This window comes from Lacrimispora amygdalina, assembly GCF_900205965.1.
Taxonomy (GTDB): Bacteria; Bacillota; Clostridia; order Lachnospirales; family Lachnospiraceae; genus Lacrimispora; species Lacrimispora amygdalina_A.
In genome coordinates this window covers 126,788-146,275 of record NZ_OAOF01000004.1, presented here as the reverse complement: position 1 = coordinate 146,275, position 19,488 = coordinate 126,788, and the positions used below count along the sequence as shown (strand labels likewise).

Here is a 19,488-nt window from a genome sequence, read left to right as displayed (position 1 = left end):
TTTTCTGATCTCTCTATATTATGATAACATTAACAGAAAATTGTAAGTACTTACAAAAAGGCATCAGGGAGGAAGCTGTCAATATGAAGGAAATCAGGGGAAATGTAATCGTAGGCCAGTCGGGAGGACCAACCGCAGTAATTAACTCAAGCCTGGTGGGCGTATACAAAACGGCTAAGGACAGAGGAGCGAACATCGTATACGGAATGCTTCATGGAATTCAGGGGCTGCTGGAGAATCGGGTGGTGGACTTATCCGGTCACATAAAAAGTGATCTGGACATTGAACTGTTAAAACGGACACCTTCCTCGTATCTTGGCTCCTGCAGGTATAAACTGCCGGAAATCCAGGAGGATCAGGAGATTTATAAGAAGATATTTAAAATCCTTGATGACATGGAGATTGAATATTTCTTCTATATCGGTGGGAATGATTCCATGGATACTATAAAGAAGCTGTCCGATTATTCTATATTAAATGGCAGCAGGATACGCTTTATGGGAGTTCCCAAAACCATTGACAATGATCTGGCTGCAACTGATCATACACCTGGATATGGAAGTGCTGCAAAATATATCGGTTCCATCACAAAGGAAGTAATCCGGGATGGTCTTGTTTACGACCAGCAGAGTGTGACTATGATTGAGATTATGGGACGGAACGCAGGCTGGCTTACCGGTGCGGCAGCACTGGCAAAGTGTGAGGACTGTGAAGGACCGGATATGATCTTCCTTCCGGAGATTCCGTTCAATATAGAAGATTTTATGAAAAAGGTGGCGAAGCTTCATGAACGGAAGAAATCCGTGGTGGTTGCTATTTCTGAAGGAATCCGGGTAGAGGACGGCAGGTATGTCTGTGAATTGACGGATAATGTGGATTATGTGGATGCATTCGGGCACCGTCAGCTTACCGGAGCTGCCAGATTCCTTGCCGGCCGTATCGCAAGGGATACCGGTTGTAAGACAAGAGCCATTGAATTCAGTTCTCTCCAAAGATGTGCTTCTCATATGGTTTCCAGGGTGGATATTACAGAGGCTTATCAGGTTGGCGGAGCAGCTGTGAAGGCAGCGTTTGAAGGAGAAACCGGAAAGATGGTGATTTTAAAACGGATATCGGATGACCCCTATATCTGCGTAACAGATATTTATGATGTCCATAAGATCGCAAATATCGAGAAAAAGGTTCCCAGAGAGTGGATCAATGAAGAGGGAGATTATGTAACAGAAGCATTTTTAAGCTATATCCGCCCTCTGATTCAGGCGGAACTTACCCCTATCATGGCAGATGGTCTGCCAAGACATCTGTATTGCCAGGATCATAGGAATGAATAAGGAAACGGTGCCGGAACGGATTTAAGTTCGGCACCGTTTTATTAATAAAAGTGATTAATGACATAAGATATATTAATTTATCTAATTGATATGTTTTGTGGTATGATATTTGTACGATAATAACAGGGAAGTCTGACCTGATGGATCATAAGGATTCTTTACAAGGAGGAAATTATGAGTGTAAGAAGAGTGTACGTTGAGAAAAAAGCAGCCTATGCCGTAAAAGCAGGTGAACTGAAAGAGGAGATCGCCAATTATCTGGGTATCAATACAGTGACTGATGTACGGGTACTGATCCGGTATGATGTGGAAAATTTATCAGAGGAGACCTATCAGCTGGCACTTACTACCGTTTTTTCAGAACCTCCCGTTGATCTGGTTTATGAGGAAGAAGTTCCGGTAAAAGACGGGGACACCATCTTCACCGTGGAATATCTTCCGGGACAGTTTGACCAGAGAGCAGATTCTGCCCAGCAGTGTGTTAAGATTCTCAAGGAAGATGAAGAACCGGTGATTAAGTCTGCAGTTACTTATGTCATATCAGGTACGCTCACTAACGCTCAGGAAGAGGAAGTGAAGTCCTTTTGTATTAATCCGGTGGATTCCAGGCAGGCAGAAGAGACGAAACCCCAGACGCTAGTAACCGTATTTGATATACCGGAGGATGTGATTGTTTTTGACGGGTTTCAGAAGCTGGAAAAGAATCAGCTGAAGGAACTCTATGATTCATTAAATCTTGCCATGACATTTCAGGATTTCCTTCACATTCAGAACTATTACAGGGCTGAAGAACACAGAGATCCGACCATGACAGAGATTCGTGTGCTGGATACTTACTGGTCGGATCATTGCCGTCATACCACCTTCCAGACCGAGTTAAAGGAAGTGGAATTTACAGACGGGGACTATAAAAAGCCTATGGAGGACACATACAGCCGCTATCTCTCTGACAGGGAGGAAGTATTGAAAGGAAAGAGCGGAAAGTTTGTCTGCCTCATGGATCTGGCTCTGATGGCCATGAAGAAGCTGCGTCTGGAAGGAAAACTTGAAGATCTGGAAGTGTCTGATGAAATCAATGCCTGCAGTATTGTAGTTCCTGTAGTAATTGACGGAAAAGAAGAAGAGTGGCTTGTAAATTTCAAAAATGAAACCCACAACCATCCTACAGAAATAGAGCCTTTCGGAGGTGCAGCAACCTGTCTTGGCGGCGCTATCAGAGACCCGCTTTCCGGACGTACCTACGTTTATCAGGCCATGCGTGTGACCGGTGCTGCTGATCCCACCAGACCTTTAAAGGAGACTTTAAAGGGAAAACTGCCTCAGAGAAAGATCGTGACAGGAGCAGCCAGGGGGTACAGCTCTTACGGAAATCAGATCGGTCTTGCAACCGGCTATGTTAAAGAAATCTATCACCCCAGCTACGTAGCGAAAAGAATGGAAATCGGAGCAGTTATGGGTGCAGCGCCCAGGAAGAATGTAATCCGGGAAACTTCTGATCCGGGAGATATTATTATCCTGCTGGGCGGAAGAACCGGACGTGACGGCTGCGGTGGAGCTACCGGGTCTTCCAAGGTCCACACGGAAGATTCCATAGAAACCTGCGGTGCAGAGGTTCAGAAAGGAAACGCCCCTACAGAACGAAAAATCCAGAGATTATTCCGCAGGGCAGAAGTCAGCCGTATCATTAAAAAGTGCAATGACTTCGGCGCAGGCGGTGTTTCCGTAGCAATCGGAGAGCTGGCTGAGGGACTTAAAATCGACCTGGACAAGGTTCCGAAAAAATATGCAGGACTTGACGGTACAGAAATCGCAATTTCCGAGTCCCAGGAGCGTATGGCAGTGGTCATTGATCCGAAAGAGGTGGACCAGTTCCTTTCCTATGCAGCAGAGGAGAACTTAGAGGCGGTTGCAGTGGCAGTGGTAACGGAAGAACCAAGACTTGTTATGAGCTGGAGAGGAAAGACCATTGTTGATATCAGCCGTGAATTCCTGGATACCAACGGAGCTCATCAGGAGGCCTCTGTTATTGTGGAGGTTCCGTCAAAGGAGGGCAGTGCCTTTAAGAAGAAGGAAGTTGCAGATGTAAAGAACACCTGGCTGAATATGCTATCCGGTTTAAATGTATGCTCCCAGAAGGGGCTGGTGGAGATGTTTGACGGTTCCATCGGTGCAGGAAGTGTCTTTATGCCCTATGGAGGAAAATATCAGCTGACAGAGACCCAGTCCATGGTCGCCAAACTTCCTTTAGAGAAAGGCACCACGGATACGGTTACCATGATGAGCTACGGATTTGATCCTTATTTATCAAGCTGGAGTCCTTATCACGGTGCAATCTATGCAGTGTTGTCATCGGTAGCAAAGATCGCTGCAGCAGGCGGCGATTACAGAAAGATCCGTTTTACGTTCCAGGAATATTTCCGCCGCATGTCGGAGGACCCTGCACGCTGGAGCCAGCCTTTTGCAGCACTGTTAGGAGCTTACCATGCCCAGATGGGCTTTGGTCTGCCTTCCATTGGAGGAAAGGACAGCATGTCAGGAACATTCCAGGATGTGGATGTTCCGCCTACCCTTGTTTCCTTCGCAGTGGATACAGCAAGCTATCAGCATATCATTACTCCTGAGTTAAAACAGCCGGGAAGCCGGATTGTTCTGGTTACAATTAAGAAGGATGAATATGATCTTCCGGTTTATGAACAGGTGATGGACATCTACGGAAAATTATTTGAAGATATCAAGGCGCATCGTGTGATCTCAGCCTATGCAGTAGAAGCAAATGGTATTTGTGAAGCAGTGAGCAAGATGGCCTTTGGTAATAAGCTGGGAGTTAAACTTGATGAGATGGTGAAGCCGGAACAGCTCTTTGAAGCAGGCTGGGGAAATCTTGTGTGTGAGATTCCTGATGGTATGGCAGCAGAGCTTTTGATTCCCCATACCGTAATCGGTGCAGTGACAGACAATGGATTGTTTGAATATGCGAATGTGAAAATCTCCGTAGATGAGGCAATTCACGCATGGACAAAGACTCTGGAGGAGGTATTTCCCACCAATTCAGGTGCAAGAGGGGAAGCGGCAGCTGAGAAAACATATGAGACATCAAAGCTCTATGTCTGCAAGAACAAGGTTGCAAAACCAACTGTATTCATTCCGGTATTTCCGGGAACCAACTGTGAATACGACAGCACCAGAGCCTTTGAAAAGGCTGGTGCAAACGTGGTTACCCGTGTGTTTAAGAACTTAACTGCAGAGGATATCCGGGAATCCATTGAGTGCTTCAAGACAGACATAAGCAAATCCCAGATTGTCATGTTCCCGGGAGGATTCTCAGCTGGTGATGAGCCGGATGGCTCTGCCAAGTTCTTTGCAGCAGTATTCAGAAATGCTGCCATAAAGGAAGAGATAACAAAGCTTATGGAGGAAAGAGACGGTCTGATGTTAGGCATCTGCAACGGTTTCCAGGCACTGATTAAGCTGGGGCTGGTACCGGAAGGTGCAGTAACAAAACAGAAGGAGGATTCCCCAACTCTTGCCATGAATACCATTGGACGCCATATATCCAAAATGGTATATACAAAAGTGGTTTCCAATAAATCGCCATGGCTTTCCGGCGCACAATTAGGCGGCGTATACTGCAATCCTGCATCTCATGGTGAGGGACGGTTTGTTGCTAATGAGGAATGGCTGAGGAAACTGATGCAAAACGGACAGGTGGCAACCCAGTATGTAGATGCTGCCGGCTGCCCCACCATGGATGAGGAATGGAATCCAAACGGTTCTTATATGGCAATTGAAGGTATTACAAGCCCTGACGGAAGAATACTAGGTAAGATGGCACATTCCGAGCGGCGGGGAGACGGTGTTGCCATGAATATTTATGGGGAACAGGATATGAAGGTATTTGAATCGGGTGTGGATTATTTTAAATAAATGTAACAGATGTCCTTAATTTTAAGACCTTGTGCAAATTTAATTTTGTATGAGGTCTTTTATTATGGAAGAGATCTTAGAAAGTAAGCATTATCACTTAACGAAACATTTATTTATGGAAATAAATCAATCTATGGAAAATTCTGTTGAGTAATAGGAGATAGAGTTGTAAAATAAAAGTTGTAATAAATTTTTGGGGGATTAGAGTATGAATACAATTATTGCTGTTATAGGCTCTTCTGCATTTGGTGCAGTTATCACTTTTTTATTTACTTGGATTACAAATAGAAAATCCAATACTTTGAATTATATAACTGATGAAAGAAGAAAATGGAGAGATAAAATCAGAGAAATTATTATTGGAATTGAGAGCGTTAAATATGCTGGAAAAGGTAATAAAAGTATAAATAATTATCTGATTCAATTAGAAGTAAATATTAATCCTTATGGGAAATATAACAGAATGGATTATGTAAGAGACGGGCACATATGGGATAAAATAAATATATTAAGAGAGACAAAAACAGAAATCGAGTTTGAAAATAATAAAAATACTTTATTAGAATATCTGAAGCTTATGCTAAAAAAAGATTGGGAAAGATCAAAAAATGAAGTTAGAGGTTATTCCTATATAGCTGCGAGTATAGGGGTAATGGCTGTTTATACAGTTTATTATTTGATCTATTATTTTTATATTTTAAAATTGAATGCAGTACCACCAATTATTATATTTTTAGTTTTAAATAGTTTTTGCCTTTTTTATGTAAAGTATTATTATGTAGATGAGATAGACATTAATAGTAAAAACAATAAAAGAATGCCAATTAAATTAATGATAAAAAAAGAACAGAAGGAAAAGAGGATTGTAATACAGGGAGCAGTTATTATAACTCTATTTGTTTTATTTATCATTTTTATTGGAGATTGCTTTATTACAAGAGCAGTAAAGAATAATTTGACATATTGTATTGAAAATGGAAATATGTATTTGTATTCTAATTTGGATACAAATTTAGTATATGGATTGGAAGATAATTTACAAGCTCTAATTACTGATAAAGTAGTTCTGGTAAGCGATAAATATGATCTCCCGAGTATACCTCAAAGAGATTCCAGATATGATGAATTGATAATAAAATCAATTAAAAATAGTATTCTGGTTTGGAATATGATAATAATTGGATTGGCAATAGCAATGCCAATAATTGGCATGATATTTTCATTTAAACCAAATGCTGAAGTTAGAAGATATACCAGAGAATTAGATAAAATTAATACATTAATAAAGTTTAAACAAGGAAATATTATCAAACAGTTAAATAACTTTATGAATAGAATAGATTTTACAAATAAAGATTATAAAAAAACAAATGCTACATATTTAGGTATAGTTTATAGTTTGCTTAATGATATTAAAGTGAATTTAGATAATGAAATCACTAAAAATGATATGATGTATGGAACTATCGAAGAATATGATGCTATGATTCTAAAAAAAGAAAATTTAGTACAGATAAAATTAATCATGAAACAAATAAGAAAAATACATAAAACTTTATTTAATAAGAGAAAAATTGAATTATATAATACTGTAAAACAGAGTATGGTAGATTTGCAATTGTCAAATAGTTAAATGGAGAATTTGGGCTTACACATTTATAAGAGTTCGTGAAGAGTGTTTAAAGAACAGAACAATGGCTTTGGAAAGAAAACAGGAGTGTCTGAATAGAATTGAAAAATCAGCCAGCCTGCAGTGTAGTGCCGCAGTTCCGGCTGATTTTTTATAATTTTTTCAATTCATGAAAACAGGCAGAGGGAGGAATACCTTTCTTTGCCTTAAACAGCTTGCTGAAATAAAATATGTCAGAAAAACCGCATTGCAGCGCCACTTCTCCCACACTGTATTCCCCGCTTTTTAAGAGGTTTTCCGCGTAATTTAGCCGGATGGAAATGAGGTACTGTTTAAAAGTCATACCAGTGGATTTCTGAAATAAATTGCCGTAATAAGCTGGATGGAGATGGAACCTTCTGGCCATTTCTTCTGTTGTTAAATTCTCCCAGTAATGGGCACTCATATAGCGGATGCTGTTTTTGATGCGGGGGTCATCCTGCGCGTTATTCGTTTTGTTTAAGAGCTGGTCTAAAATCAGATGCAGGATTAAACACAGAAACCCCCTTACTTTCAGCATATAACCAAAATTCTGCTGCAGCCATTCACTGTGCATATCATTAAAAAGTGCAATGAGCTGGGGGTTAGTGCCGATATGGCTAATAACAGGCAGTGGCAGCGATACATTCTGACCGGTTTTGTTGCGGAGAAGAAAGTTGGTGGCGTAGCACTCAATCAGATCATCTGGAATACTGGTGGCTTCTCTGTAGCTATTTTGTGGTATGCAGATTAAATCTCCTTTATTAACAATATAGGTCTGGTCATTAATGGTATATTCAGCTTTTCCCTGCATGACATAGGTGATATCAATAAAGGCTGTAATACAGGGCTCGATCTTCCAGCCGGGAGTAGGTTTCCTGTGAATGTAGTAGTGAAGTTCAGGGATGAGATTGTTAAAATCCAGTTCTTCGGTCATTTGGATCGCTCCTTTTTGGGGGTTATTAAATTTATACAAGAAGAAATTTTCGGGATATTGGGATTTAAAGTGCTTAATTCTATTATATGGCAAGAATACCAACAGTACAAGATCGAATGCATAAAAAATAATCTTTAATAATTACAAAAATCTTAAATCAATCCATTCTATTACTTTGTGCAATTTGCTATGATACTTCTGTCAGACGAAGCTTTGTTTGTATTGTTTTACAGAGTAAGATCAAATTATAAAGTCGGACTGAGTACGGGAAGGAATAGGAATGTTTGAAAAAAGAGATTTATGCTGGTTGCTCAAGCCGGTAAATAGTAATGAAATTGTAACCTGGTTTATGGAAGATAAGAATGACGCAGTGACAGCCCTGACCATTGAACAAGAGATGCCCCTTTTATTTCTTGGAATCTCACGTTCGCAAAAGAAGGATGCCTCTGTTGTATTAATACTAACAGAAGAAAGCAGCCTTGGAGAAGAAGGGTATTCCATAGACAAAAAAGAATCGGGATATGAGATCAAAGGCAGCACGCAAAAAGGTCTCCTATACGGAATGTTCGGTCTGCATCGTCTGTTAATGTGCAAGAAGGGAAACTTCCCTTATGTCAGTATACCGGATCAGAATTACCGGATGATCAACCATTGGGATAACTTTGACGGAACGATTGAACGGGGATACGCCGGAAGTTCCATATTTTTCGATCATAATGAGTTTCGGGGCGATATGGATCTGATCCGTCAATATGCAAGACTGCTTGCGTCAGTGGGCATTAATGCGGTTTCTATTAATAACGTCAATGTCCACGAGTATGAACGGTTTTTCATCACTGCAGATTCCCTGAAGGAAATTAAAAAAATAGGGGATATCTTCACTGCATATGGCATTAAGATTTTCCTTGCAATTGATTTTGCAGCGCCAATTTCAGTCGGGAAGCTTTCCACTGCAGATCCTCTGTGTCCGGAAGTGGCTTCCTGGTGGAAACAGACTGTTAAAGAGATCTACAAAATTATTCCGGATTTCGGAGGTTTTGTTGTAAAAGCCGATTCTGAGCATGAGCCCGGACCATTTACATATGGAAGAAGTCATGGAGATGGGGCGAATATGCTGGCCAAAGCGGTCCTGCCATATGGAGGAGTCATTGTCTGGAGATGCTTTGTCTATGACTGTACCCAGGACTGGAGAGACCGGAGTCTTGACCGTGCCAGGGCTGCCTATGATCTGTTTAAGGATCTGGATGGAGGATTTGATGAAAATGTAATATTACAGATTAAAAACGGACCCATTGATTTTCAGATCCGGGAACCTGTTTCTCCGCTGCTTGGATCTTTAAAGAAGACAAATCAGATTCTTGAGTTTCAGATCACCCAGGAATACACCGGGCATCAGATCGATATCTGTTATTTGGTTCCCATGTGGAAGGAAACCATGGATTTTGACACCGGACATGGAGCGTCTGGTCTGGTAAAAAAGGCGATCAGGGATTATTCCCCTAATCAGAAACTTTCGGGACTCAGTGCCGTGGGTAATGTGGGAATGGACAGGAACTGGACAGGAAATAAGATGGCACAGGCCAACTGGTATGGATATGGACGTCTGGCATGGGACAATAATTTAACGTCTGGGGAAATTGCAGAAGAATGGCTGGATTTAAGCTTCGAACTGACCAAAGATGCAAAGAAAAAAGCATTGTCGATTCTCCTGTCTTCCAGAGATACTTATGAGGATTACACCTGCCCCCTTGCTGTGGGATTTATGTGCAAGCCTGGACTGCATTACGGGTGTGATATTGATGGATATGAATATGACTGCTGGGGTACTTATCACTATGCGGACAGAGACGGGCTTGGAAGAGACCGGACCGCTGCTACCGGAACGGGTTATACAAAGCAGTATTCACCCGTGAGATTTGAAGAGTACGAAGATATTGCTTCCTGCCCGGATGAGCTTTTACTGTTCTTCCACCACGTACCATATACCCATAAGCTGCATTCCGGCAAATCGGTGATTCAGCATATTTATGACACTCATTTCAGTGGAGTGGAAAAGGTGAAAGAATACCAGGCTTTGTGGGAGAGCATTAAGGAAGATCTGGATGAGGACAGCTACCAGAATGTAAAGGAGCGTCTTAATCTGCAGCTGAAGCACGCCATCGAATGGCGGGATCAGGTGAATACGTATTTTTATCGTAAATCAGGTATTCCGGATGAAGCAGGAAGAACGATCTACGATTAGCTGTTATCATAGTTTATTCATGATAAATAATTTAATCAAGTGAAGGAGGAGTTTAGAAATGGGTTTAAGGAAAAAAACAGGTATGGTGTGTGCAGCAGCGCTTGCAGTCAGTCTGCTTGCAGCAGGATGCAGCGGCAGCAAGACCGCAGAGCCGGTTAAAGGGGATACAGCAGGTAAAGATACCGGTGGTGTTGCAGAATTAACTTTTTCCTGGTGGGGAAATGATGACCGTCATCAGGCAACACAAAAAGCAATTGATGCTTTTAACACAGCTCATGAAGGGAAAATTAAAGTAACAGGAGAGCCCTCTGGATTTGGTAATCTGGAAGAGACGTTTGCTACCCGTTACGCAGGAGGAACTGCAGCCGATATCATGACGGTTAACTATCCATGGCTTCTTCAGTACAGCCCGGATGGAGCTGGCTTTTATGATCTGGATCAGGTAAATGATACCTTTGATTTCAGCCAGTATGATCCGGAGTTCTTAAAATTCGGCGAGAGAAAAGGCAAGATGCAGGTAATCCCATACGGACAGAATACGCTGGGAGTTTATCTGAATAAGTCGGCATTTGAAAGAGCTGGAATTAAGGAACTTCCTAAAACTTTTGACGAGTATAAGAAGGCAGCAGAGGCCTTTACAAAAGCAGATCCCAACTCTTATTTAATCGTCAGCCCAACCTTCCGCTTTGCAGCTATTTACTATCTGCAGCAAAAGACCGGTAAGGGAGAGTTTGCCGATGATTTAAGTATGAACTATACACAGGAAGATTATAAAGAAGCGCTGTTGTGGTATAAGGACCTGGCAGATGCCCATGTATTCTGCTCCAGAAAGGATTATATTGAGAATGTAGGCAATGAGCCTGTAAGTATTGCCCAGAATGCTAAATTTATTAACGGTGGTTATGCAGGTGTCCTGGAATGGACCGGTGGAATTGCTTCCAATGCAAAAACCTTATCCGATAAAGGCGATGAGCTGGCAATTGCTCCTCTTCCCGTAATTGAAGGTGCTAAATTTGAGGGAACTATGGCAAAACCTTCTCTGACCTTCGCGATTTCAAAAGATTCCAAAAATCCAAAGGCAGCAGCAGAATTTTTACAGTACATCTTAAATGATCCGGAGGGAACCAAATTAATGGGATCCACCAGAGGAATGGTTGCATCAAAGGCAGCAAAAGCATCCTTAGAAGCAGACGGCCAGATTACCGGTGTTGTAAAGGACGCTTATGACTTTACTGAGAATGCGAAAGTTATCAACAATTCTCCGATTTTTGAAAACGCCACATTCACCAATGCATACGAAAAAAATTACGAGAAGTTTGAATTCGGTCAGAGCACAGCAGATGAAGCAGCAAAAGCAATTTTTGATGCCATCAGCGAAGAGAATGCCAAGCTGGTACAGCAATACAAATAATAGCAGAAAAAACTGCTGGTTAATTGTCACGCAGAGGAACGATTCTTCTGCGTGACTGAATCGAAGGAGGGAGCTTTTTGAAACACAGTAAAATAGGATTGTTATATATTCTTCCATGGCTGGCAGGTATGTTAGTTTTAACATTATATCCTTTTGTGAATGCCCTTGTTATCAGCTTTACTGATTATAACCTTGTAAGGGAACCCAATTTTATAGGATTTGAAAATTACGTAACTCTGTTTAAGGATGCTGATTTTTTATCAACCCTGACAGCTACCGTTAAGTATACAATTTTCACCGTACCGTTTCAGTTGGCCTTTGCCTTATTTATTGCCTATATTTTAAATTTTAAGCTGAAAGGTATTAATTTTTACCGCACCGCCTATTATATTCCGTCCCTGTTAGGAGGAAATGTGGCAGTAGCCGTACTCTGGCGTTTTTTATTTCAGCAGGAGGGTTTCATCAACCGTTTTATCGGGTTGTTCGGAGCTGCTCCAATCCCCTGGTTCTCATCTGTTAACGGAGCAATGGCTGTTATCGTCTTTTTAAAGGTCTGGCAGTTCGGGTCCTCCATGCTGATCTTTCTGGCTGCCTTAAAGGATGTTCCCCAGGAACTGTATGAGGCGGCAAGTGTGGACGGTTCCACCAGGTTCTATTCCTTTTTCCGGATTACCATTCCGCTGATCACACCAACCATTTTCTTTAACCTGGTTATGCAGATGGTAAATGCCTTTCAGGAATTCAACGGTCCCTATCTGGTCACTGGAAGAGGTCCGCTAAATGCAACTTATCTGACTTCTATGTATATCTATGACAATGCATTTAAGTATTTCAATATGGGATATGCCAGTGCGGCCAGCTGGGTTTTATTTATCATTATCATGGCCGTAACAGCGGTTCTCTTTGCCACACAGAACCGGTGGGTATTTTATTCCGATGAAGGCAACTAAGGAGGGGACATATGAACCGGTTAAGCAAGCTAGAACAACGCAGACGCCGCCGGAACTTAATCAGTGCAGTCATTCGCTACGGGATTTTAACCGCAGTGGCTTTGATCATGATTTATCCGATTATCTGGCTGGTAGGCGCGACTTTTAAAACGAATAATGAAATCTTTACAACTGTTAGTTTTATTCCCAACAGAATTGATTTCACACCATACATTGAAGGCTGGAAGACAAGAACCCAGTTCACATTTACAACATTTTTTCTAAATACCTTTAAATATGTAATTCCAAAGATCCTGTTTTGCCTGATATCCAGTACTCTGGTTGCTTACGGCTTTGCCAGATTCCAGTTTCCATTAAAGAAGTTTTTCTTCTCTATACTGATGGCAACCATGTTTCTGCCGGCAGTTGTAACCAGAATCCCGCTTTATATTCTCTGGAAAAATCTGGGACTGTTAGATACTTATATCCCGTTGATTGCACCTACAGTGTTTGCCAACGAGCCATTTTTTGTTTTTATGCTCATTCAGTTTCTCCGTTCCATCCCCACTTACCTTGATGAGGCAGCAACTGTGGATGGCTGTAATTCCTTTGAGATTCTGATCCGCATTCTTCTGCCTGCTTTAAAGCCGGCAATTGTCAGCTGCACCATTTTTCAGTTTATCTGGAGCTTTAACGACTTTCTTGGACCGCTTATTTACGTTACCACCTTATCCAAGTACCCGGTTGCACTGGCACTTAAGATGTCCATTGATCAAAGCAGCGGTATTGTTGAATGGAACCAGATCCTTGCCATGTCATTTCTTGCCCTGCTTCCTGCTCTGATCCTGTTTTTTGCAGCTCAGAAATACTTTGTGGAGGGAGTTACGTCCACAGGTGCGAAAGGGTAGGTAGATATGCAAAACAAGGTAAAACAGCTAGTACTGCCGAAACTGATCAGCTCTGGCTGTGTCCTGCAGACAGGAGAGAAAACAAGAGTCTGGGGGTCAGCTGTTCCTCAGGAAACGGTAACTTTACGGCTTTTAAACCAGGAGATTACCTGCAGAGCAGATGATGAGGGTAACTGGGAGGCTTATTTTTCCAGGCTTTTACCTGGGGGACCCTATCAGATGGAGATATCCAGTGAATCCGGTGAGAGGATTCAGCTGTCAGATGTTTATCTGGGGGAGGTATTCCTCTGCAGTGGGCAGTCCAATATGGAACTGCCCATGAACCGTGTTAAGGACCGGTATCCCAAAGAATTCGAAAAGCACAAAGATCCTCAGCTCAGGCTGTATAAAGTAAAGGAAAACTATGAATTTCAAACTCCGCTAAAGGACCACAGGGAAGCCTGCTGGAAGGAATGTGCACCTGAGACGATCGGTGAATTTTCAGCCCTTTCTTATTTCTTTGGAACATTTATGCGCAAGGACCGTAAGGTTCCCATTGGTCTTATTAATGTAAGCCTTGGCGGATCCTGTGTGGAAGCCTGGATGGGCGAAGAAGAGATTGGCATGTATCCGGATATGAAGGAAGAGCTGGAACGATGCCGCAATGAAATACAATTCCGCAAAAAAATGGATGATCAGATTAAGGCGCATGAGGACTGGTATAGCAGAATCAGAAACTTAGAAAAAGGCATGGACTTAAACGATGGCAACTGGAAGGAAGTGACGCTTCCCGCCTTCTTAGAGGATTTTGGTCTTCCTGATTTTAACGGTGTGATCTGGTTTAAGAAAAAGATCGTACTTCCTGAACGGCTGGAAGGGAAAAAAGCAAGACTCTGGCTGGGAACCATGGTGGACAGCGACAGAACCTATGTAAACGGTGTTCTGGTGGGAGAAACAGGGTATCAGTATCCTCCGCGGAAATACGATATACCAGAAGGCGTGTTACAGGCAGGGGAGAATGAGATCCGCATCTGTCTTGTCTGTGAACATGGAGCAGGCAGAGTTACTCCTGGCAAGGTGTATGCTTTATTTGCAGAAGATGAAGTCATTGATTTAGACGGTGTATGGGAGTACCAGAGCAGTGTCAGGTGCGAACCTGCGCCCCTGGTTGATCTAATGTCCCAAAAGCCCACCGGACTTTATAATGGAATGCTGGCTCCCTGCTTTGGTTATCAGATCAGAGGGGTTTTGTGGTACCAGGGAGAAAGCAACGATGCAAGACCGGATTCTTATGAGGAACGGCTGAAGCAGATGATTCTGCTTTGGCGAAAGAAGTGGGAGAAAGAACATCTTCCGTTTGTAATCGCACAGCTTCCCAATTTTTCCATTGATTTAGATAACAGCAGCGATGCCTGGCCAAAGATCCGGGAAGCGCAGAGAAAAGCCGGCGGATTAGAAAATGTTGCAGTTACGGTAAATCTGGATGTGGGAGAAGACAATGATCTCCATCCTTTGAATAAACAGGAAGTTGCATACCGCATGTCCCTGGCTGTAAGAGGCATGATATTTGGGGAGCCTGTAGTTTATAGTGGTCCCCGGCTGTCTGACTTTGAAGTGTCAGGGGAGTGGGTAAAGCTGATATTTGATACAGCAGATAAAAAAGGTCTGGTAGTCCATGAGGGAACAGGGGTAGAAGAGTTTGAGGCCGCAGGGTCAGACGGAGTCTTTTATCCCGTAACAGGAGAGATTAAGGATCATGTGGTTATGATACACAGCAGCCAGGTAAAGCAGCCGGTTATTATCCGGTACGGCTGGTCCAATGCTCCAAAGAAGGGTCTTTTGTATAACGAAGCAGGACTGCCTGCTTCTCCATTTAAAATTACAATGTGTTCCTGCAAAAAGTCCCGATCCGGCAAGTAACTGCCGATCGGGACTTTTTGCAGGAATTATGTGGAAACAGGAAGATACAGCTCCAGATAATGTATGGTGCTGTCAAAATCTTCTTCAGTTTCTTCTTCTGTCTTCGGTTTAGGGGCATATCCTGTGACTGCACCGCAGTAAGCGGTACCCGTCAAAGTATAGCCCTGTTTCTTACCCCAGTTAACAGCCGCCAGTATCTTATCTTCATCCGGAATCACGGAATCGGAATCAATGACGGTGTAAACACAAGTCTCCCATTTAAGAATCGGGAACTTTTTGAGATCAGAATTCATATGCATAGCAGAAGCTGTTTCTTCTGAAAGAAGAAAAAAATCTTCCTTCCGTTTCACATGCTTCTCCTTTATCTCATACTCCTGAAATGGAGCGCATAAGTCAGGGATTCCCAGGTCGTTGATCTCTTCGCTGTCGTTGATCTTGTAATGGGAGAGCATCGGGCCGGTCTGGTATCGGTTAAGACCTTGCTTCACATTGTCATAAATGGTTTTCAATTGATTTAAATGCATCAGTGACTGCCGGTGAAGTTCCAGTTGTTCTTTTTCTTCTGTAATCTTTTCCTGAATCATGGAGCGGCTTGAATGAAGGGAACTTTTATAAAGAAACCGCTCAATGTCTTCCAGGCTGAAATGAAGTCTGCGGTAATACATAATGTCTAACAGTCTGCTGATGTCTTCGTAGGTATAGCTTCGGTAACCATTATCCTCTTTGTCTGGCTGTATGATACCTTTCTTTTCATAGAACCGGAGTGTATCGCGGCTCAAACCTAACCGAAGGGAGACTTCTCCAATACTGTACTTTTTCATGTTCACTCCTCACGTTCAGTTTGTTGTTGCCACTCATATTCTAACATATCTAATCTGTTTTTTCCATTACGGTTTTCTTTCTAAGCTTACGAAAAAATAACAGAATTTATACGATCCCTATGGAGTAAATCTCAAGCCAGTAATTAATCTGAAGAAGATAGGCAAGCATCTGGGGGCCTGCCATCAGCTGCCCGTACCATGGTTTTCCGTAATCCGAAGGCCGGGAAAGGAAATGGTTCAATTTATTTTTATCCAGGAATTCCATGACCGGTGCATTGCCATCAGACATCATTTCCCTGACTCTGTTGATCAGCAGCGCTTCATAATTGGTATCGTAGGTCTTGGGATAAGGGGATTTTCTGCGGAAAAGAATCTCATCCGGAAGAAGTCCTTTTCCTGCCTGCCGGAGAAGACTCTTTACGACTCCGTCTCTTGTTTTCATGTCCCAGGGCACATTCCACACATACTCAATAATCCGGTGGTCGGCAAAGGGAACTCTGGCTTCCAGTCCGGAATACATGCTGTCACGGTCCATGCGGTTTAGAAGAGTCTGCATAAACCATCTCAGGTTCAGATAGGAAATCTCCCGCCTTCTGGCTTCTGTAGGACTGTCTTCCGATAATACAGGGGTCTCGGCAACTGATTTTTCATAGGTATCTCTTACGTACTCATCCATGTTCAGATATTGTAAAAATTCATCCTTAAGCAATGCTTTGCGGGGCTGTAAATCCATGGTCCAGGGGAACGAATGGGCTTTGAAACAGTCCTCCCTGTGAAACCAGGGATAGCCGCCGAAGATCTCATCTGCACATTCGCCGGTTAAGGTTACTTTATTATAAGGCTTCACCATGGAACAGAAATGCAGCATGGAGGAATCGATATCTCCCATGGCAGGAAGATCATGAGCCATGACCGAATCGTAGAGACGGTCAGCCTGAGTCAGATTATCGCACTCCAGATAGTGATGGTCGGAGTCCAGATACTTTACCATCAGATCTACGTAAGGACGGTCCTGTGACGGCTGGAATGCACTGGCCTTGAAATACTTATCGTTGTTTACAAAATCAAAGGAAAATGTGTTCAGCCGCCTGCCCTGTTTTTTTAACTCTGCGGCACAGACTGCAGAGACAATACTGGAATCCACACCTCCGGACAGGAAGGTACAGATGGGGACATCGGAAACCATCTGCCTCCGGATGGAGTCAGTGACTAAGAATGCTGTTTTTTCAACTGTTTCCTCATAGCTGTCCTCATGGGGACGGCTTTCAAGCTTCCAGTAGGATTTTAAGTGAAAGCCATCCTGGGAGCAGAGGAGCATGTGTCCTGGAAGCAGTTCCTTCACGTCTTTAAAAACTCCGCAGCCAGGGGTGCGGGCAGGTCCGATGGAGAATACTTCATTCAGCCCCTGTTTATTCAGGAGAGGACAAAATCCAGGGTAAGCAAAAATCCCCTTCAGCTCAGAGGCGAAAAGAATTTCCTCTTCCTGAATGGTATAAAACAAAGGTTTTACACCGGAGCGGTCCCTGCACAGGCAGAGGCATTCTCTGTATGGGTCCAGTATGGCATAGGCAAAGATACCGTTTAGCTGCCTGACAAAATCGGGTCCATACTCCATATAACCGGTAAGGATGACTTCCGTATCGCAGGTAGTGGAAAAAGAGCGGCCTTTGCTGATGAGGTCATTGCGAAGTTCTTTGGTATTGTAGATTTCACCATTGTATACAATCCCGAACGTTTTCCCAGACTCCGTTTTTTTCATGGGCTGGCTTCCGTTTGTTAAGTCAATGATAGATAAGCGGGCGTGAGACAGCCCTCCATGTTTAAACAGCCAGGTTCCGGAAGCATCTGGCCCCCGATGCCTTTGAATGGCAGCCATATCCTCCAGTATGTGGCTGTAATAGGGTTCATCTTTTAAGTAATCCCGGTTTGGGTTATAGAATCCGGAAATTCCACACATATTGATTCCTCCTTTGGGTGAATCGGTTATAAGAGAAAACAGGCGACAATAAACGTCGCGGCAAATCCCAGGAAAACGGGCAGAATATTTTTTCTGGCAAGGTCCAGAGGATTGACGCTGCATATGGCTGCAACAGGTATCAGTCCCCAGGGAACAATGGTTCCACCGCCTACATAAATGGCGGTAATCTGCCCAAGAGATGCCAGAATGGGTACGGAAGCTTTCACAGCTATGCCTAATGTACCGGCCAGCGCTCCTGTAAGCGGAAGTCCGGAAAATCCAGATCCGTCAAGACCTGTCAGACTGCCGGCGGCCATCTGAAGGATCGCCGCCATATATTTGTTTAACGGTGAATTTTGAGCCAGCCAGATTGCCCAGTCATTTAGAATTCCTCTTTGAAACTGGTCTCCTAAAATAGAAGAAATCCCGTTTCCTCCTAAAAAGAAAAATGCCCCGATGATAATAACGGGAGCAAAGATCCGTATTGCGAAAAGAAAACCATCCGTTACATAGATAGTGACCTTTTCCAGAGCATGTATGCCAAAGCCAGAATATGCTCCAATGCACATAATCACAACTGCAGTTCCCGAAACAAGACTGGTGGCATCGCCGCCCTTTAATTCGAAAACAAGCATCAGTATGATATCGGCAGCAAAAAACAGGGGAGTCAGAATTGCCATAAAGATGGATGCAAATTCTGAATTTTGAGGTTCTTCTATATTCTGTATCCGGACCTGGCTGCAGCAGTCTTTCATCTGTTTCCTGTTTAACAGATATGCAGAAGCCGTGGTGACAATGCCCATTACAAGAAAAAGAGGGCGTCCTTTTGTTAATATATCCGAGGGGGAAATGGCTGCAGCTCCTGCGGAAATGGAGGGAGCACCCTGGATTACCAGATCATAGCTTAATGCAAAGCCGTGTCCGAAAAGATTCATTGCAATAGCGGCGGCCAGCGGGTCCAGCCCGGCTTTCAGAGCAAATGGAAGCACAATGGCGCCAATCAAAGCTACGGAGGGAGAGGGCCAGAGAAAAAGGGAGAAGACAAACATGGACAGGCCCAGAATCCACCAGGCTGCGGCGGGCGATTTCATAACCTTAGCCATAGGAATCATCATAATGTAATCACTGCCTAAATCCTTTAAGCATTTGGACAGAGCAGTAATTAGCGCAATGGTTGCAATAATATCCATAAATTCCTTTGCTGCAAACACAATCGCTTTAAATATAGTCATAATGCCGCCAGTCACAGAACCAAGTCCCACAAAGCCAATCAGGAACAGAAAGGCAATGCAGACGAGCGGAGTATCCCGCCGTATTATCATAACTGTTAGAATTGTAAGAACGCCTATGAGATAGAGATAGTGCATGGGCGTAAGAACCAGATTGGTATCAATCATAGGAATCTCTCCTGGGAAATAATATAATCTATTGTATGAGAGAAGGGAATGGGCAGTGTGATTTTTTAAGAGGAACTTGAATTT

General features: G+C 43.0%; 12 protein-coding genes. 8 read left to right on the top strand and 4 right to left on the bottom strand.

Features of this window, described 5'->3' with window-relative positions:
* Positions 1-83 precede the first annotated feature (83 nt).
* The 3 genes from CRO04_RS07475 to CRO04_RS07465 all read left to right on the top strand — a co-directional run bounded on the left by CRO04_RS07475 (position 84) and on the right by CRO04_RS07465 (position 6,888).
* Positions 84-1,331 carry a 6-phosphofructokinase gene (locus tag CRO04_RS07475; RefSeq protein WP_097003616.1) on the top strand — a complete coding sequence of 416 codons (1,248 nt, stop codon included), beginning with the start codon at positions 84-86 and terminating at the stop codon, positions 1,329-1,331.
* Between the two features lie 174 nt (positions 1,332-1,505).
* Positions 1,506-5,255, top strand: a complete 3,750-nt coding sequence (locus tag CRO04_RS07470) for a phosphoribosylformylglycinamidine synthase (RefSeq protein ID WP_097003615.1) — start codon at positions 1,506-1,508, stop codon at positions 5,253-5,255.
* A 208-nt stretch (positions 5,256-5,463) separates the two neighbouring features.
* Positions 5,464-6,888, top strand: coding sequence for a hypothetical protein (locus CRO04_RS07465; protein WP_097003614.1), 1,425 nt, complete (start codon positions 5,464-5,466; stop codon positions 6,886-6,888).
* Between the two features lie 148 nt (positions 6,889-7,036).
* On the opposite strand, the gene CRO04_RS07460 is transcribed toward CRO04_RS07465, so the two are convergent.
* Positions 7,037-7,840 (bottom strand): AraC family transcriptional regulator, encoded by an 804-nt coding sequence (locus CRO04_RS07460; RefSeq protein WP_097003613.1) that lies wholly within the window; start codon positions 7,838-7,840, stop codon positions 7,037-7,039.
* A gap of 280 nt (positions 7,841-8,120) precedes the next feature.
* Here CRO04_RS07460 and CRO04_RS07455 point away from each other — a divergent pair, with 280 nt between their 5' ends.
* The 5 genes from CRO04_RS07455 to CRO04_RS07435 all read left to right on the top strand — a co-directional run bounded on the left by CRO04_RS07455 (position 8,121) and on the right by CRO04_RS07435 (position 15,229).
* Entirely contained in the window at positions 8,121-10,082 is a 1,962-nt protein-coding gene (locus CRO04_RS07455; RefSeq protein ID WP_097003612.1) for a glycoside hydrolase family 20 zincin-like fold domain-containing protein, read from the top strand.
* 58 nt (positions 10,083-10,140) lie between these two features.
* Complete coding sequence (locus CRO04_RS07450; RefSeq protein ID WP_097003611.1) at positions 10,141-11,493, top strand: ABC transporter substrate-binding protein; 1,353 nt, start codon at positions 10,141-10,143, stop codon at positions 11,491-11,493.
* Between the two features lie 128 nt (positions 11,494-11,621).
* Positions 11,622-12,443: a sugar ABC transporter permease gene (locus CRO04_RS07445; RefSeq protein WP_334293617.1), complete on the top strand. Its 822-nt coding sequence runs from the start codon at positions 11,622-11,624 to the stop codon at positions 12,441-12,443.
* Positions 12,444-12,454: 11 nt separating this feature from the next.
* The gene (locus CRO04_RS07440; protein WP_097003609.1) at positions 12,455-13,330 is read left to right on the top strand and encodes a carbohydrate ABC transporter permease; all 876 of its coding nucleotides are present in this window, start codon (positions 12,455-12,457) and stop codon (positions 13,328-13,330) included.
* A 6-nt stretch (positions 13,331-13,336) separates the two neighbouring features.
* On the top strand, positions 13,337-15,229 hold the full coding sequence (locus CRO04_RS07435; protein ID WP_097003608.1) for a sialate O-acetylesterase: 1,893 nt from the start codon (positions 13,337-13,339) through the stop codon (positions 15,227-15,229).
* Between the two features lie 26 nt (positions 15,230-15,255).
* Here CRO04_RS07435 and CRO04_RS07430 read toward each other — a convergent pair whose 3' ends face one another.
* The 3 genes from CRO04_RS07430 to CRO04_RS07420 all read right to left on the bottom strand — a co-directional run bounded on the left by CRO04_RS07430 (position 15,256) and on the right by CRO04_RS07420 (position 19,404).
* Positions 15,256-16,050, bottom strand: coding sequence for a MerR family transcriptional regulator (locus tag CRO04_RS07430; protein ID WP_097003607.1), 795 nt, complete (start codon positions 16,048-16,050; stop codon positions 15,256-15,258).
* A gap of 106 nt (positions 16,051-16,156) precedes the next feature.
* Positions 16,157-18,007: an asparagine synthase (glutamine-hydrolyzing) gene (gene asnB / locus CRO04_RS07425; protein WP_097003606.1), complete on the bottom strand. Its 1,851-nt coding sequence runs from the start codon at positions 18,005-18,007 to the stop codon at positions 16,157-16,159.
* A 26-nt stretch (positions 18,008-18,033) separates the two neighbouring features.
* The gene (locus CRO04_RS07420; protein WP_097003605.1) at positions 18,034-19,404 is read right to left on the bottom strand and encodes a citrate transporter; all 1,371 of its coding nucleotides are present in this window, start codon (positions 19,402-19,404) and stop codon (positions 18,034-18,036) included.
* Positions 19,405-19,488: the final 84 nt, after the last annotated feature.

What these genes read in the sequence shown, in the direction of transcription:
- CRO04_RS07475 (WP_097003616.1), top strand. Translation starts at nt 84, where the DNA reads ATGAAGGAAATCAGGGGAAATGTAATCGTAGGCCAGTCGGGAGGACCA.
- CRO04_RS07470 (WP_097003615.1), top strand. Translation starts at nt 1,506, where the DNA reads ATGAGTGTAAGAAGAGTGTACGTTGAGAAAAAAGCAGCCTATGCCGTA.
- CRO04_RS07465 (WP_097003614.1), top strand. Translation starts at nt 5,464, where the DNA reads ATGAATACAATTATTGCTGTTATAGGCTCTTCTGCATTTGGTGCAGTT.
- CRO04_RS07460 (WP_097003613.1), bottom strand. Translation starts at nt 7,840, where the DNA reads ATGACCGAAGAACTGGATTTTAACAATCTCATCCCTGAACTTCACTAC.
- CRO04_RS07455 (WP_097003612.1), top strand. Translation starts at nt 8,121, where the DNA reads ATGTTTGAAAAAAGAGATTTATGCTGGTTGCTCAAGCCGGTAAATAGT.
- CRO04_RS07450 (WP_097003611.1), top strand. Translation starts at nt 10,141, where the DNA reads ATGGGTTTAAGGAAAAAAACAGGTATGGTGTGTGCAGCAGCGCTTGCA.
- CRO04_RS07445 (WP_334293617.1), top strand. Translation starts at nt 11,622, where the DNA reads ATGTTAGTTTTAACATTATATCCTTTTGTGAATGCCCTTGTTATCAGC.
- CRO04_RS07440 (WP_097003609.1), top strand. Translation starts at nt 12,455, where the DNA reads ATGAACCGGTTAAGCAAGCTAGAACAACGCAGACGCCGCCGGAACTTA.
- CRO04_RS07435 (WP_097003608.1), top strand. Translation starts at nt 13,337, where the DNA reads ATGCAAAACAAGGTAAAACAGCTAGTACTGCCGAAACTGATCAGCTCT.
- CRO04_RS07430 (WP_097003607.1), bottom strand. Translation starts at nt 16,050, where the DNA reads ATGAAAAAGTACAGTATTGGAGAAGTCTCCCTTCGGTTAGGTTTGAGC.
- asnB (WP_097003606.1), bottom strand. Translation starts at nt 18,007, where the DNA reads ATGTGTGGAATTTCCGGATTCTATAACCCAAACCGGGATTACTTAAAA.
- CRO04_RS07420 (WP_097003605.1), bottom strand. Translation starts at nt 19,404, where the DNA reads ATGATTGATACCAATCTGGTTCTTACGCCCATGCACTATCTCTATCTC.